Here is a 14,543-nt window from a genome sequence, read left to right on the forward strand (position 1 = left end):
GTTTCTCTGCGGTGTCGCGTGGTGCGTTCCCCAGGCCGGTCCCGTCGGCCTGGTCCAACTGGTAGGACCAGTTGGTTCGGATGGGACCGTAACAAGAGAAGAGGCAGGTCGGCCAGCCCCTGAAGAAAGGTTTCTCGAACGGGCCCCGGCTATTCGCCCGTTCCGCCGCCGCCCCGGCGGTCCGCCGTCTGGCCCAGCAGCATCTCGATGTGGTTGCGCGCCATGGTGTCGACCTGAAGGTCGAGATCGGCCCCGTAGGTGCGCAGGCCCAGCATCAGGTGCTCCCGCATCCGCGCGCAGGCGAGGTCCACGTCCCGTGCCTCGACCGCGTCGAAGATCTCCGGGTGGTGCGGTACGCCGGGCTCACCGATCGACGGGTCGGAGTTCGAGCGGAGCATCATCTCGAACATCATCCCGCTGATCGAGGACAGCATGATCCGCAGGACCGGGTTCTTGCTCGCGACCGCGATGGCGTCGTGGAAGTCCACGTCGGCCCGGGCCTTGACGACCACATCGGTCGCGGATTCCAGGGCGTCCCGTGCGGACCGCATCGCGGCGATGTCCTCGTCCGTGGCCCGCTGCGTCGCCAGCCGGACCATCTCGACCTCCAGCGGAATCCGCGCCTCGATGAGCTGACGGACGGTGGGCCGGCCCGCCCGGTACAGCGCGTCGTACCCCCTGGCCTGCCCCGAGGACTGTTCGCGGACGAAGGAACCGCGTCCTGGCGCGACTTCGATCAGATGCTGGGCCTCCAGCCGCCGCAGCACCTCGCGCACGACGTTCCTGCTGGAACCGAACTGGGCGGCGAGTTCGCGCTCCGAGGGGAGTTTCGAGCCGACCGCGATCTCTCCGGACCTGATGTCGTGTTCCAGCCGGCGGGCGATACGCTCCGTCAGGAGTCCGCGTTGGGCGGAGCCCGCGACCGGACCCGACTCTGCGGGATCTGCCGGGGAGGAGGAGGCGGACGACTGCATGGTCGCAGCGTACAGGCCGGTCGCACGCGGTACGGACTCCCGGCACAGCCGCGTACGGCCCCGGACGGACCGGGGGCGCGGGGAGGCCGGTTGTCCGACTGCGGGCAACACGGAAGCCGGGCCTCTTCCGCAGGACGAGCACGCCGGCGCCGAGCCCGACCCGGCGCGCGCCTGTCGTCCCAGCCGTGGACGCCGTCCCCGACGCCGTCGTACCGGTCGATGAGGCCAACCTCCTCCCGCGCGGTGAGCCGCTGCCGAGCCGGGATCGACTCCGCACCCGGCACAGCGCCGTCGAGCCGCAGCGAGGGCGGCTTCATTGACATTCCGAACCGTCCCGCACAGACTCGATCACATGTATGAGGTCCCGCTCCTTACCAGTGAGCGCTGTGTCGACCTCGTTCGCGTGTCAAGCGCGTTGTGTTGAACGGCCGTTCCCTTCCGCGCCGCGCCGCCCCCGCCTCCCGGCCGTGATCCCTCACGGCGAGCGCGTGCTGTCGCGCTCTCCTCGCCCCGCGCGGCTCTCCCCGTGCCCCGCCGCGTGGAGCACGCGTCGTCGCACGTTCGGGCCGTGACCCCACCGCCGGCGACACCGCGGGGTTCCGCCCACGTCCGGCTCCGTTCGTCCTGATCCGGGGCCGGACCTCCGAGATGCGATCGGCTCGGCCCGCCGGCGCCACGGCCGCGTGTCCCGGCGCGGTCGGGACGGCCCCTCTCCGACATCCCACTCCCCCATCACCGGCACCGGGGCCGCCCGCGGCGCGCCGGACCGGTCGAGCAGCGATCGGAAGCTTCATGGGTCAGGAATTCCTCTGGTACATCCCCAACACCGTCGAACCGGGCCACCGGGGTGACGACACCACATCCGGCTGGGGCTCCATCGAGTACTCGACCGACCTCGCCCGTACGGCCGAGGAGCACGGCTGGGGCGGCGCCCTGCTCGGTGCCGGGTGGGGACGCCCGGACACCTTCACCGTCGCCACGGCGCTGGCGGCCCGGACCACGACGTTCAAGCCCTTGATCGCGGTCCGTCCCGGCTACTGGCAGCCCGCGAACTTCGCCAGCGCGGCGGCGACGCTCGACCAGCTCAGCCGCGGACGCGTCCTCGTCAACATCGTCAGCGGGCTGGACAACCCGGCCGCATACGGCGACACCCGCGTCGACCCCGCGCAACGGTACGCCCGTACAAGGGAGTTCCTGCGTCTGGTGCGGCGCCTGTGGACCGAAGAGGACGTCACCTTCCGCGGTGAGCACTTCCAGGTCACCGGATCCACCCTCGCCCCGGGTCCCTACCTCACCGCGGGGAGGACACATCCGACGCTCTACTTCGGCGGGGCGTCCGAAGCCGCCGAGCGGGTGTCGGCGGCCGAGGCCGATGTGCAGCTCTTGTGGGGCGAACCGCTCGACGGCCTCGCCGAACGCATCGCCCGGCTGCGGACGTTGAGCCGGCAGGTGGACCGCCGGCACAAGCCGCTCGAGTTCGGGCTGCGGATCACCACCCTGGTGCGCGACACCACCGGGGAAGCGTGGCGCGACGCCGAGGCGAGGATCGCGAAGATGGCGGTCGACGCGGGCGGGACCACCGGGGCGGGACACCACAGAGGGGCGGTCGGGCAGCAGCGGCTCCTCGACCTCACCCGACGCGGCGAGGTGCTCGACACCTGCCTCTACACCACACCGGGCACATTCGGCGGTGAAGGAGCGGCGACCACCTGGCTGGTCGGCTCCGCCGACGACGTCGCCACGGCGCTGAAGAACTACCGGGCGCTCGGCATCACCCACTTCGTCCTGTCCGACACCCCCTACAAGCAGGAGATCCGCCGGATCGGCGACCGGCTCCTCCCCAGGCTGCGCGAACCGCTGGCGTGACGGCCCCGGCCGCCGGGGGTTCCACCGGAACCCGCGACGGGCGGTCCTCGGCCGGACGGAACACATGTCCCGAAAGGAGTGTCACGGCGAGTGGCCACCGGATGAGACCGCCCACCCGGCTTCTTGACGGCGTCATGGAGTGCGCCGAGACTGATGTGGACGGTCACGATTGTCAGCGGCCACGGCGTGGGTATGCCCGCACCTGTGGTCATCGGCCCCGGCCGGCCGACAGGCAACCCTTCCGCCGCGACGGGGTGCTCCGGGTGATGACCGGGTCCCGCCGACGCGGTGGGGCAAGCGCGGTCTCGCCTCACGCGAGGCCCCCGAAGGTGAAACGGGTGGCAATGCCCAGGAACGACTTGACGAGGCGCCTGCACATCGATCTGTCGCGTGTCTCCAGCGCTTACTGATCCCCCGGCCGGTCCGTGCGATCCGGACCGTACGGGACAGCGCAGTCGCTCCGCATCACGCCGCTGACGCCCACAAGGCCGCGGCGGCTTACTCGTTCCCCAAGGGAGAGTCATGCCCACGCCAGATACGCGCGTCTCCGGCACCGCCCACCCGGTCGGCTGTCAGCAGAATTCATCGGCTTCGGGGCCACGCCCCGGGACGGCCCCGGCGTCTCCCCGTCCGCGCCGGGTCCGCAGCCGGATCGGCATCGGCCTCGCCGGCGGCTTCTACCCGGCACCGCACCGCTACGACCTCTACCTCTCGGCGTGCTGTCCCCGTTCGCTGCGCGTCTCGATCACGCTCGACCTGCTCGGTCTGGGGGGCTCGGTCGCCACCACCCTCCTGACACATCCCGCCGGGACGCCCGACGGGTTCACCTCACTGCGCCGCGCCTACGAGGCCACGACGCACCGCTACGACGGACCGCTGACCGTACCCGCGCTGCGCGACCGCTGGAGCGGGCGCATCGTCAGCAATCACACCCCCGACATCCTCCGCGACCTGGCGGGTCCGCTCTCCGGCGGCGACGGAGCCCGCGCCTCCGTACTCGGCCCGCCGTCCCTCGCCCCGGACATCGACGCCCTCCGCGACGTGCTGGACCGGGACGTCACCCCGGCCGCCCCGCCGTCGCGGAGATCGGCGGCGCTGGACCTGCTCAACCGTCAGCTCGCCGGCCGGGCCTATGTGCTGGGCCACGAGCTGACGGCCGCCGACGTGGACCTGTGGGTGGCGCTCGTCCATCTCGGCCCGGTCGGCGCCCTCCGCTCGTACTCCCGGCTCCAGGACTACGTGCGCCGCCTCGGCGACCACCCCGCCTTCCGGGTCACGGCCGAGCCGGAGCACCGCGCGGCGTGAGCCACCGGCCCGGCCGCGGTGTGCGCCGGCGGACGGAGCGAGAGCCATGTGTCCACCGTGCGACGACGCCCGCCCCGCTCTCCTGTCGCACCGCGCCCTCCGCATCAGAGGGATGAGGGATACGGCGGAGGAACAGAGGTACGGAAAGGGAGAACTCCTTCGTCCGAGAGGGCTGTTCCGGGGGGAGGTAACGGACTCGCGGATTCCCCATTACCTCCGGAGTAATCGACTGATCGGCCGCTGCGATAGGAGAGTGGGGCGGGCGTCGTCGCACGACGACGGTCCACTCCGTCATTCCGAAGGGAAAGCACTCCGTGACCCAGTACATCACCGCAGTCAACCGGTACCTGGCCGCCTGGAACGCCACCGACTCCGAGGCCATCGCCAAGGCCGTCGCCGAGGCGTGGACCGAGGACGGCACGTACACCGACCCGCTGGTGGACGTCCGGGGACACGAGGGCGTCCAGGCGGCCATCGAGGGTGCGCACACGCAGTTCCCCGGCTTCGACTTCAAGCTCAAGGGCGAGGTCGACGGCAACCACCACATCGCGCGCTTCTCGTGGGACCTGGTGTCGAGGGCGGACGGGTCGTCCCCGGCGGGCGGCTCCGACGTGATCACACTGGCGGAGGACGGCCGGATCAGCTCGGTGAGCGGATTCCTCGACCGGGTTCCGTCCGCGTGACCCCCGCCCGCATCGTCTGAAGCGCCTTTGACGTCTCCGGGTTGGCGGGCAGCAGGGTTTCGACCTCCAGCTCGGAGACGGTGACGTCGATGGGGGCACTCAGCGTCATCAGGGCCGAGACGAAGGACAGCACCTGCCCCTCGTGTTCCAGTCGCAGCGGCAGCGCGAAGGGGAAGCGGAAGTCGCCGCCCGGATCCGTGCCGTCGACCTGGTCGTGCCGGGCCGAGGGGGCGGGATAGCCGTTGACTTCCTCGTACAGGGCCTTCAGGGGCGCCGAGCCGCTCAGGGTCAGCCGGTGGCGCAGCCGTCCCAGCAGATGGGCCCGCCAGAGGTGATGGTTGTGTATCCGGGGCGCGAGGCCCTCGGGGTGCAGGGTCAGGCGGATGATGTTCAGCGGCGGCCGCAGGAGATGCTCCGCCACGCCGGACACCAGGGTGTGGAAGGCGCGGTTCGCGTCGATGACGCGGTACTGCGCGTCATGGATGAAAACGGGGTTGGGTTCGTAGGCGACGAGCAGCCTGCGCAGTTCACCGCGCACGACGCTCAGATCGTCGGCGTCCTTGAAGGAGCTCTCCGGGAAGAAGGGAGCAAATCCAGCGGCGACCAGCAACTCGTTGCGTTCGCGAATGGGAATGTCCATCTGGTCCGCGAAACGTAACAGCATGTTGCGGCTCGGGCTGGCCCGCCCTGTCTCGATGAAGCTGATGTGCCGGGCCGAACTGTCCGCTCTGGACGCGAGTTCGAGCTGACTCATCCTGCGTCTGTTCCGCCACTCGCGCAATAGGGTACCGACGCTCGGGGTACGCACCGCGTGCCATTCGTTGTAACGCATGCGTTAACTTTAGTGTATTCCCGTTGCCATTGAAATATGCCAAATCCCACCCAAGGGTGCTCACACATCGAGCGCCCGCGCCGACCACCGGCGCAGCCGGTCGGCGTTCATGGCGGCCAGGTCCGCCGCGGCCCGTGCCGCGTCCGCTCCGCCTCCCAGGCCGGTGAACTTCCGGCGCACCAGCTCCGCGTGGTGCTCGCGGGTGTGCGGCCCCGCGGCACCGAGCGGAATGAGACGTTCCCGCGTCAGGCACCGGCCGTCCCGCAGCCGCACGCTCACCCTGGCCCCGGTCGTCTTGGTCGCCCGGGAGAAGTCGGACGGCCCGCGTCCCTCGTTCGCCTCCCGTGCGATCCGTTCGGTCTCGGGGCCGCCGAACGCCCTGAGCCAGGGGCCGGCCGCCTCCCCCGCCGTACGGACCGCCTCGCCGAACGGGGCCTCGGACCCGAACAGGGCGCGGGTGAGGTCCGGTGCGTGCACCACCCGGACCCGGTCGGCGAGCCGCCAGCGGTCCGGCTCGGCCAGCCGGGGGCCCTCGAAGTCCTCCACCCCGAGCCCACCGGTCAACAGCGCGGTGGCCACCGGATAGGGCGTGTGCAGCACCAGGGCGCCCAGCGGCGCGTCGGGCCCGGTGACGTAGCGCTCGGCCGTGCGGCCCGCGAACAGCGTGTACAGCGACGCCTCCACCACCACCTCGGTCACCGCGTCGACGTCCAGGGGGCCCAGTTCCCGGTGGAGTTCGAGGGCGCAGTCCACTGCGGCGTCGATGCCGGGGCCGCCGGGACGCATCTTGAAGGAGAGTGTCTCCGTGTACCAGCGGCTGCCGAGACCGTCGGTGAGCGCGCCGGCCAGCGGCACGTCGGAGAAGGCGGCGAGAAAGCCGTCCGGGTGCTCCATCAGGTCGGGTGCGCCGCGCAGCCCCGCCGCCGCGGCGTCGCAGGCGTCCAGGCCGGCGCGTACCGGGGTGAAGGCGTTCAGGAGCCGGGCGTCGCTGGCGAGGAAGGCCCGCATCAGCGGCCGGTGCGGCATCGCGAAGGCCAGGCCGAGCGCGTCGGTCCACTGGGCCGCCACGGCGCCCTCGCAGTGCGACCGGCCGCTGACGGCGCCGGCGAGGTGGGTGTGCACGGCGCTCTGCCCGCGCAGCGGGCCCAGGGTCGCCGCCGCGGTCATCCGCGCCGCGCACTCGTTGGCGGCCACCACCGCGGTGATCAGCCGGGCGCCGTCGAGACCGAGGCCGTGGGCGAAGGCGAGGGGCACGGCGACCGTGGAGTTGGACAGGTGCCCGGCGTAGGCGGTGTCGTCGAGGTTCAGCCACGAGCCCAGCGCTGCGAGCACACAGGCGCTCTGCCGGGCGTCGGCCTGGAAAGGCGGTCCGAATGCCTTGACCAGGCGCTGTCCCAGCGGGTGGGCCAGTCCGGCGCGGATGGCGGCGGTCTGCGACAGCACCTGACTGGCCGCCAGCCGGCGCACCCGTTCCGGGATCGCCTCGTACTCCAGTCCGGCGGCCCAGTCGCACAGGTCGGTCAGCGCGGTCATGCCGTCTCCCCGGTGGGAAGCAGCTCGGCGGCGGCGCGGGAGCCGCCCCAGACGGCAAGTGCCGCCGGCAGCACCTCCAGGGTGATGCGCCGAAGTGTGGGCGGCTGGAGTTCGCCGTCGTGCTCGAAGCAGAGCGGGGCCCCGTCCAGCCGCTCGACGACGACGCGGCGGCCCCGTCCGTAGAAGACCCCGGGGCTCCCGAGATGCTTCCCGTCCCTGGTCAGCTCCGGGACGAGCGACGGGGTGACCGACGCGTCGACGACGCACACGTCGAGCAGCCCGTCGTCGTACTCGGAGCGCGGCAGCACCTGGTACTGGCCGCCCCGGAAGCGTCCGCCGCCGACGTTCGCGAGGACCGTGCCGCCCTCGTGCAGCACGGTCCCGTCGACGGTCACCCGCCCCGGGTACGGGGTGAACGCCGCCGCCGTCTCGGCGAAGGCGCGGGCGTAGCGGGCCCGGCCGCTGAGCGGTACGGAGCGTGCCACCCGCAGCGCGTCCGCGATGACGCCGGAGCAGGCGCCGAGGAAGACCTTCGTGCCGGTCTCGGTGACCCGCGCCAGATCGAGCCGGCGCAGCCCGGTGCCCTCGGCGGAGCCGTCGAGGACACCGCGCAGGCTGTCCTGCCAGGGGAGTTCGCCCCAGAACATCCGGTAGCCGGAGTTGCCGGTGCCGGCCGGGACGATGGCCAGCGCGGGGCCGTCGTCCGGCCGGCCCGCACCGGTCAGTCCCTCGATCACCTCGTGCACGGTTCCGTCACCGCCGACCGCGACGACCAGGTCCACGGCCGGGTCCTGGCGGCGCTCGCGGACCGCGCGGGCGGCGGCCACGGCGTCGCCGGCTCTCTCCGTACGGTGCAGCGTCACGTCGGTACGCGCGCTCGCGAAGAGGGCGAGGAGAGTGTCGAGGAGGCCCTCGCTCATGGTCCCCGCGGTCGGATTGGCGATGACGGCGGCACGCCGGGGCGGTGGCACGGTGATCGTGGTCATGAGAACGAGGCTCCCGTCGAAGAGCGAGCGGTGCGAGAACGTCCGTATGTGCGGACGCACGCCACGCCGCACCCACGGTGCGGGAGCACACGCGGTACGGCGGGGGCGGCACGTCGCACCGCACAGAGCCTCTGCGGTGCGACGGCGTGGCAGTCCGGCGGAGAGGGCAGGATTCGAACCTGCGAAGGCGGGCGAACCACCCGACCGGCAGAGCCGGTCCCCGATGAGCCACTCCGGGCACCTCTCCTGGAGCCCGGCTCCGGATCTCTCCGGTGCCGGCTACGAGACATACTCTGCCGGACCGCTCTGACGGACCGCTGACGGAGCACTGACGGGCCGGATCGGACGGATCGGACGGACCGGGCGACCGGTCAGGCACCGGTCAGTGCACCGTCAGGGGCCCGCCCGACCATGAGACCCCGTCCCGTCTTTCCTGACGGACCGTCTCTTGCAAGGAGAAAGAGGTATGCAATCACCTCAAGACGATGCCTTGGCCGAGCATTCGGGGGCGGGCTCCATAAAGCCGCTGGCCGCCGTACCCGACGCGGTCCGCGAAACCCCGGCCGCGACGGTGGGCGCCTCGGCGACCTTCGCGGAACTGCTGCAACGGGTCAAGGCCGAAGGGCTGTTGAACCCGGCGCGCGGCTACTACGTCGGCAAACTGGCGCTGAACACGGCGTTGCTCGCGATCGGCTTCGCCGCGTTCTTCGCCCTCGGTGACAGCTGGCTGCAATTGCTGGTGGCGGTGTGGATGGGGCTGTGCGGAGCGCAGAGCGCCTTCATGTGGCACGACGCCGGTCACAAGTCCATGTTCGGTACCCACTGGACGGCCTCGCTGATGGGGTACATCCACGCGAACCTCGTCAACGGTGTGAGCTACGGCTGGTGGGTCAACCACCACAACCGGCACCACAGCCACCCCAACCACCTGGAGAAGGACCCGGACATCGGCCGGCGGACCGCGATCTTCGACATGAAGCAGTATCCGAGCCGCAGCAAGCGCGGCCGGTTCATCGTGCGGTACCAGTCGGTGCTGTTCTTCGTCCTGCTGGTGCTGGAGTCGTACAAGATGCAGCGGACCGCGGTGCAGACGCTGGCGAGGAACGAGGTGCGCCGTCGCTGGCTGGAGGCGGCGCTGATCGTGCTGCGCGCGGCGATCTATCTGACCTGCGTGTTCGTGGTGCTGCCGCCGCTGCTCGGTGTGGTGTTCATCCTGGTCCAGCAGGCCGTCCTGGGGGTCTACTTCGGGTTGATCTTCGCCCCCAACCACAAGGGCATGGCGGTGCGGGACGGCGAGGAGGAGGAGCTGGACTGGCTGGCGCGCCAGGTGCTGACCTCGCGCAACATCCGGCCGTCCCTGCTGATGGACTTCCTCTACGGGGGGCTCAACTACCAGGTCGAACACCACCTGTTTCCCGCGATGCCGCAGCGGAGCCTGCGCAGGGCCAGGGAGCTGACCCGGGAGTACTGTGCCGAGCGCGGCATGCCCTACCACGAGGTGGGTTTCTGGGCCTCCTACCGCGAGGTCGCCACCTTCCTCCACGAGGTCAGCGCGCCCGCGCGCGAAGAGCGCGCCGCTGCCTGACCCGCTACCCCGGCCGGCCCGGCGCTTGGGCGCATCGATGCCGAGCGCCGGGCTCAGCCGTGCCCGGACACCCGTCCCTCCGGGCCACATGTCGCCCCGCCCCCGGTGTCGCCGCCGCTCCCCGGGCGCCGTGTCTCCCCCGCCGTCCTCCCGCAGGAAAGGTCAGCGCATCACCATGTCCGACGACACCCTCGGGGCGGTCAAGCCGTCCGTGTCGGTCGCGAGACGGCTCGACCGTCTTCCCGTCCTGCCCACACACCGCCGGATCACCACCGTGGTCGGCATCGGCCTGCTGTTCGACATGTACGAGAACAACCTCTCCGGCACCCTGTCCCAGGTGCTCCGCGCGGACTTCGCCCTCTCCGCGACCGACGTGAAACTGGTCCTCGCGTCCGTGTTCCTCGGCCAGTTCTTCGGGGCGATCCTGATGGGCCGGCTCGCCGACCGCTTCGGGCGGCGCAGGGCCTTCCTGATCAACCTGGGGATCTATTCGTTCTTCTCGCTGGCCGGGGCGTTCGCGCCCTCCGTCGGCTGGCTGATCGCCACCCGGTTCCTCGCGGGCATCGGGATCGGCGCCGAGCAGACCCTCAGCGACAGCTATCTGGCCGACGTCCTGCCCGCACGGCACCGCGGCCGGTTGATGGCCTGGGCCTACACCCTCGGATACTGCGGAGTACCCGCGGTGGGCCTGATGGCCATGTGGCTGGTGCCGCTGGAACCCCTGGGCGTGGCGGGCTGGCGCTGGCTGTTCGCCCTCGGCGCGGCCGGCTCCGCTGTGGTGTGGGTGTGGCGCCGGGGTCTGTTCGAGTCGCCGCGCTGGCTCGCCGCGGTGGGCAGGCGCGAGGAGGCGGAGGTGCTGACCGCCCGGCTGGAGGCGGAGGCGCGACAGCTCGGCAAGCTGCCGGCCGAGACCACCGGTCGGGAAACGGCGTACGCGGTCCGTGAAGCGCCGGAGTCCCTGAACGCCGTACCGGACGCCGGGTCCGCCCGGCCGGGCGGACCGCTCCTGCGGCAGCTGTTCTCCGCCCGCTACCGGCGCCGGACGGTGATGTCCTGGCTCTTCTGCCTGCTCTCGACGGTCGGCTACTACGGTTTCGGCACCCTCGCGCCGCTGGTGCTGACCGCGAAGGGGTACGACATCGTCCAGGGCCTGGGCTTCACCGCGGCCGCTTTCATCGGCTACCCGGTGGGGGCCCTGCTCGCGGTGCCCCTGATGGACCGGGTCGAGCGGCGGTCCCTGGTGGCCCTGGCGGCCTGCGCGATGGCGCTGGCCGGCCTGGGCTTCGCCTTCGCGGGGTCGCCGGGGATGGTCATCGCCTGCGGCTTCGTCTACACGCTGGTGAGCAATGTCTTCTCGACCGCCTCGCACGTGTTCCTGGCCGAGCAGTATCCGACCCCGATCCGCGCCCAGGCGTCGGGGACGGCCTACTCGCTGTCCAAACTGACCGCTGCCGCGCTGCCGTTCGTGCTGCTTCCGGTGCTGGAGCACGGCGGTCCCGGAATGCTGTTCGCGGCGATCGCCGCGGCCATGGCGGTGCTCGCGGCGACGGTCTTCCTCCTCGCCGACCGCACCACCGGCCTGCCGGTGGACGCCACCGGGTGAACCGGCGCCGGCCCGGCCGGCTCCTCGTCGTCCGGCACCCCGAAGGCCGCCGCCATGAACCGCACCAGGGTGTGCCGGAGTTCGGCCGCGCTCCTGCTGTACGGGGTGATCGCCTGTGCGCACATGAGGGCCTCTCCCAGAACGGGGGCCGCACACGGGCATTCGTCGTGAATTCCGGGTGCGACCTTGGCGGATCGAATCGAACAGCACGGAAGAACAGTTCGCGTACCCCGCCCCCGACGGGCCGCACAACGGAATTAGAACAGACCGGAATTGACAAAAAAAGAGGTCAGGATAAGCGTCAGAACCCGGTCAGGGTCACGTCAGAATGGCGTCAGGCCGAACTGACAGAATTCACGAAGAGAACCTGCGGAAGAAATGTAGCCCTGGAGGAGAAGTGCCGGAGAGTAAACCGCGGAGCTACAAACTCTACATAGCGGGGAAAGATGTCGACAGCGAAGAATGGGTCTATACCGTTGAATCACGCTCCCTTCTGGAGGACGTCTTCACCAGCGTCGGGCTGAAGCGGGAGCTGGAGCGCAATCCTGATTCGGAGCAGGCCAACCACCCCTATGTGGCGGGGCGCTGCGCCGTCGCCGGCGACACCGCCGTCGCGCTGGCCAGTGAGGCCGCGGCCGCCGCCGCTCCCGGCTGGGCCGCGGTGCCACTGGACCGGCGGATGCGGCTGGGGTCGATGTTCCGCGAGGAACTGATCCGGCAGCAGGAGACGTTCACGGACATGCTGGTGGCCGAGGGCCATCCGGTCAGCCTGGCCCGCTGGGAGCTGAGCTGCCTGCTGCAGATCTACAGCGAGGAGAGCCTCGGCTGGTACCGGCAGCAGATGCACACCGAGATCGCGCACGGCAACCGCCGGCTGATCGTCCGCCGGCAGCCCGACGGGGTCGTGGCCTTCCACCCGCCGCAGAACGCTCCGGCGCCCAGTGCCGCGCTCGCCGTGCTGGCGGTGATGGCGGGCAACGCGGTGATCGTAAGGGCACCGCGCAGCATCGCCCTGAGCACCATGTGGCTGCTGCGCGACGTGGTCGGCCCGCTGCTGGAGGAGATCGGCGCGCCCCCCGGGGTCCTGAACGCCATCTGCGCCAACCCCGGCCGGACGCTGAAGCACTGGCTGGAGGACCCGCTGATCAACGACATCTTCTACATCGGCGGCAGCACCGAGGGGCTGCGCTTCCAGCAGGAGTGCGTGGCCCGCGGCAAGAAGCCGATCCTGGAGCTGGCCGGCAACGACGGCATCGTCGTCTGGCGCGACGCCGACATCCCGCGGGCCGCCGAGGCGATCTGCGAGGCGTTCTACGGCTCCGGTCAGATCTGCATGGTGCCCAACTACGTGCTGGCGCACCCCGAGATCGCGGACCGGCTGATCGCCGAGGTCGCCGAGTGCGCCGCCGCGATCCGCCCCGGATACCCGGAGGACCCCGACGTCCTGCTGTCCCCGGTACGCCGCAGCGAACGGTTCTTCGACCTGCTCCGCCAGTCCTTCGAGCAGGGGGCGCGGCTGGTGACCGGCGGCAGCCGGGCCGAGGTGGACGGCACCCCCTCCGACACCGGGGTCTTCCTCCAGCCGACCGTGCTGAGGATCGACGGTCTGGCCGACGCGAGGAAGCACGACGTGGTGCGCCAGGAGACCTTCTTCCCGCTGCTCCCCATCGTCGTCCTCGACCCCGCGGGGGACGAGGACCTCCTGGACCGGCTGATCGACTTCGTCAACACCAACGAGTACGGACTGCGCAACTCGCTGTGGGCGGAGTCGGAGACCGTCATCGACGCGTTCGTCCAGCGGGTCGGCAACGGCGGCCTTCTGAAGATCAACGACTCGCACATCGGCTTCCTGCCGTACCTGCCCAGCCACGGCGGCACCGGGCTGACCGGCGGCGCGTTCGGCGAGGCCAACTACCCGATGCTGAAGACCTCGCACCTCCAGGGGGTCAGTGTCGCCCGGGGCGTCAGCCCCCGTGACGCGGTCTTCGGCGCTTGAGTCCACACCCACGACCGGAGGTTTCCGTTGCGTTCCCTCGACCGCGCCCGTGAGCTGTGCGAGCACTACCACCCAGGGCTGACCAAGGCGCTGGAGAGCATTCCCTATGCCGAGCGGGAGTCCTCCGGCAGCCCGGTGATCGAACTCTTCCGGGAGCACGGAGGCGCCGGGCTGATGGTGCCCGGCGCGTACGGCGGCCTGGGGGCCGACATCCTGGACGCGATCCGGGTGCAGCGGGCCGTGGGCTCACTGTCGCCTTCGCTCGCCGCGGCCACCGCCATGCACCACTTCACCGCGGCCATGCTCTACGACCTCGCGGGCACCGCAGGGCGTCTGACGGACGAGCAGCTGGCGGTGCTGGGCGGTGTCGCGCCGCGGCGGCTGCTGATGGCGTCCGGCTGGGCGGAGGGGAAGACCCAGCAGAACATTCTGCTGCCCTCCGTGACCGCCGTCCCCACCGCCGACGGTTTTCTGCTGACCGGCAGCAAGAAGCCGTGCAGCCTGGCCGGTTCGATGGACCTGCTGACGGTGAGCATCGCCGTTCCCGGCCCGAACGGGCCCGAACTCGCCCTGGCCCTGGTGCCCTCCGACTCCCCCGGTATCTCCGTCAGTCCCTTCTGGGGGAACGACGTCCTGGCCGCGGCGGAGAGCGACGAGGTCCAGCTGGAGAACACCCCGGTCCCCGCCGAACTGGTCATCCGCACCTCGTCAGAGGACCCGCACCGGCTCGACGACCTCCAGACCTCCGGGTTCGTCTGCTTCACCCTGCTGATCTCGGCGGGCTACGCGGGCGCGGCCGGCGCGCTGGTCGCCACCGTGCTGGAGCGCGGGCGCGGCAGCGACGGCGACCGGGCGTCCCTCGCCATCGGCAGCGAGGCGGCGTTCGCCCAGCTGGAGGGCGCGGCCCGCGCGGTACGGGACGGGCTGAGCGGCGAGGCGGCGGTCGCCGAGGTCCTCGTCGCCCGGTACGCGGCGCAGCGCGCCCTGGTGCGCACCGCGGACCGCGCGCTGGATCTGCTCGGCGGCATCGACTTCATCCGCGGCTCGGACCACACCCGGCTGGCCGCGTCCGTACGTCCCCTGGCCTTCCACCCGCCGGGCCAGTCGTCCGCCGCCGAACCGCTGCTGTCGTGGTTCACCGGCGGCCCGCTGGAACTCTCCTGATCCTCACCCTCCCTGG

The 14,543-nt window shown here is 71.1% G+C and carries 11 protein-coding genes, 1 tRNA gene and 1 riboswitch; of the genes, 7 read left to right on the forward strand and 5 right to left on the reverse strand.

Annotation, left to right across the window (positions count from 1 at the left end):
* Positions 1 to 149: 149 nt before the first annotated feature.
* A complete protein-coding gene (locus ACFY6S_RS01190) occupies positions 150 to 974 on the reverse strand; it encodes a FadR/GntR family transcriptional regulator (protein WP_388830199.1) in 825 nt (274 codons plus the stop codon).
* A gap of 792 nt (positions 975 to 1,766) precedes the next feature.
* Between ACFY6S_RS01190 and ACFY6S_RS01195 the strand changes: the two genes are divergently transcribed.
* The 3 genes from ACFY6S_RS01195 (at position 1,767) to ACFY6S_RS01205 (ending at position 4,828) form a co-directional block, all read left to right on the forward strand.
* Positions 1,767 to 2,840 carry an LLM class flavin-dependent oxidoreductase gene (locus ACFY6S_RS01195; RefSeq protein WP_388830202.1) on the forward strand — a complete coding sequence of 358 codons (1,074 nt, stop codon included), beginning with the start codon at positions 1,767 to 1,769 and terminating at the stop codon, positions 2,838 to 2,840.
* Positions 2,841 to 3,001: 161 nt separating this feature from the next.
* Positions 3,002 to 3,146: riboswitch (SAM riboswitch) on the forward strand.
* 216 nt (positions 3,147 to 3,362) lie between these two features.
* The gene (locus tag ACFY6S_RS01200) at positions 3,363 to 4,145 is read left to right on the forward strand and encodes a glutathione S-transferase C-terminal domain-containing protein (RefSeq protein ID WP_388830205.1); all 783 of its coding nucleotides are present in this window, start codon (positions 3,363 to 3,365) and stop codon (positions 4,143 to 4,145) included.
* A 314-nt stretch (positions 4,146 to 4,459) separates the two neighbouring features.
* Positions 4,460 to 4,828 (forward strand): nuclear transport factor 2 family protein, encoded by a 369-nt coding sequence (locus ACFY6S_RS01205; RefSeq protein WP_388830208.1) that lies wholly within the window; start codon positions 4,460 to 4,462, stop codon positions 4,826 to 4,828.
* Here ACFY6S_RS01205 and ACFY6S_RS01210 read toward each other — a convergent pair.
* From ACFY6S_RS01210 to ACFY6S_RS01225, 4 genes are all read right to left on the reverse strand, one after another.
* Entirely contained in the window at positions 4,785 to 5,660 is an 876-nt protein-coding gene (locus ACFY6S_RS01210; RefSeq protein ID WP_388830211.1) for a helix-turn-helix domain-containing protein, read from the reverse strand. The genes ACFY6S_RS01205 and ACFY6S_RS01210 overlap by 44 nt on opposite strands.
* Positions 5,661 to 5,720: 60 nt before the next feature.
* A complete protein-coding gene (locus ACFY6S_RS01215; protein ID WP_388830214.1) occupies positions 5,721 to 7,193 on the reverse strand; it encodes an MmgE/PrpD family protein in 1,473 nt (490 codons plus the stop codon).
* Positions 7,190 to 8,179 (reverse strand): diacylglycerol/lipid kinase family protein, encoded by a 990-nt coding sequence (locus ACFY6S_RS01220; RefSeq protein ID WP_388830217.1) that lies wholly within the window; start codon positions 8,177 to 8,179, stop codon positions 7,190 to 7,192. The genes ACFY6S_RS01215 and ACFY6S_RS01220 overlap by 4 nt, the downstream gene beginning before the upstream one ends.
* 158 nt (positions 8,180 to 8,337) lie before the next feature.
* Positions 8,338 to 8,426, reverse strand: a tRNA-Arg gene (locus ACFY6S_RS01225).
* A 219-nt stretch (positions 8,427 to 8,645) separates the two neighbouring features.
* On the opposite strand from ACFY6S_RS01225, the gene ACFY6S_RS01230 reads away from it, so the two are divergent.
* The 4 genes from ACFY6S_RS01230 (at position 8,646) to ACFY6S_RS01245 (ending at position 14,527) form a co-directional block, all read left to right on the forward strand.
* On the forward strand, positions 8,646 to 9,764 hold the full coding sequence (locus ACFY6S_RS01230; RefSeq protein WP_388830220.1) for a fatty acid desaturase family protein: 1,119 nt from the start codon (positions 8,646 to 8,648) through the stop codon (positions 9,762 to 9,764).
* Between the two features lie 175 nt (positions 9,765 to 9,939).
* A complete protein-coding gene (locus ACFY6S_RS01235) occupies positions 9,940 to 11,367 on the forward strand; it encodes an MFS transporter (protein ID WP_388830223.1) in 1,428 nt (475 codons plus the stop codon).
* Positions 11,368 to 11,764: 397 nt separating this feature from the next.
* A complete protein-coding gene (locus ACFY6S_RS01240; protein ID WP_388830226.1) occupies positions 11,765 to 13,363 on the forward strand; it encodes an aldehyde dehydrogenase family protein in 1,599 nt (532 codons plus the stop codon).
* A gap of 27 nt (positions 13,364 to 13,390) precedes the next feature.
* On the forward strand, positions 13,391 to 14,527 hold the full coding sequence (locus tag ACFY6S_RS01245; RefSeq protein WP_388830229.1) for an acyl-CoA dehydrogenase family protein: 1,137 nt from the start codon (positions 13,391 to 13,393) through the stop codon (positions 14,525 to 14,527).
* Positions 14,528 to 14,543: the final 16 nt, after the last annotated feature.

The sequence above is a fragment of the Streptomyces sp. NPDC012835 genome, assembly GCF_042900885.1.
Taxonomy (GTDB): Bacteria; Actinomycetota; Actinomycetes; order Streptomycetales; family Streptomycetaceae; genus Streptomyces.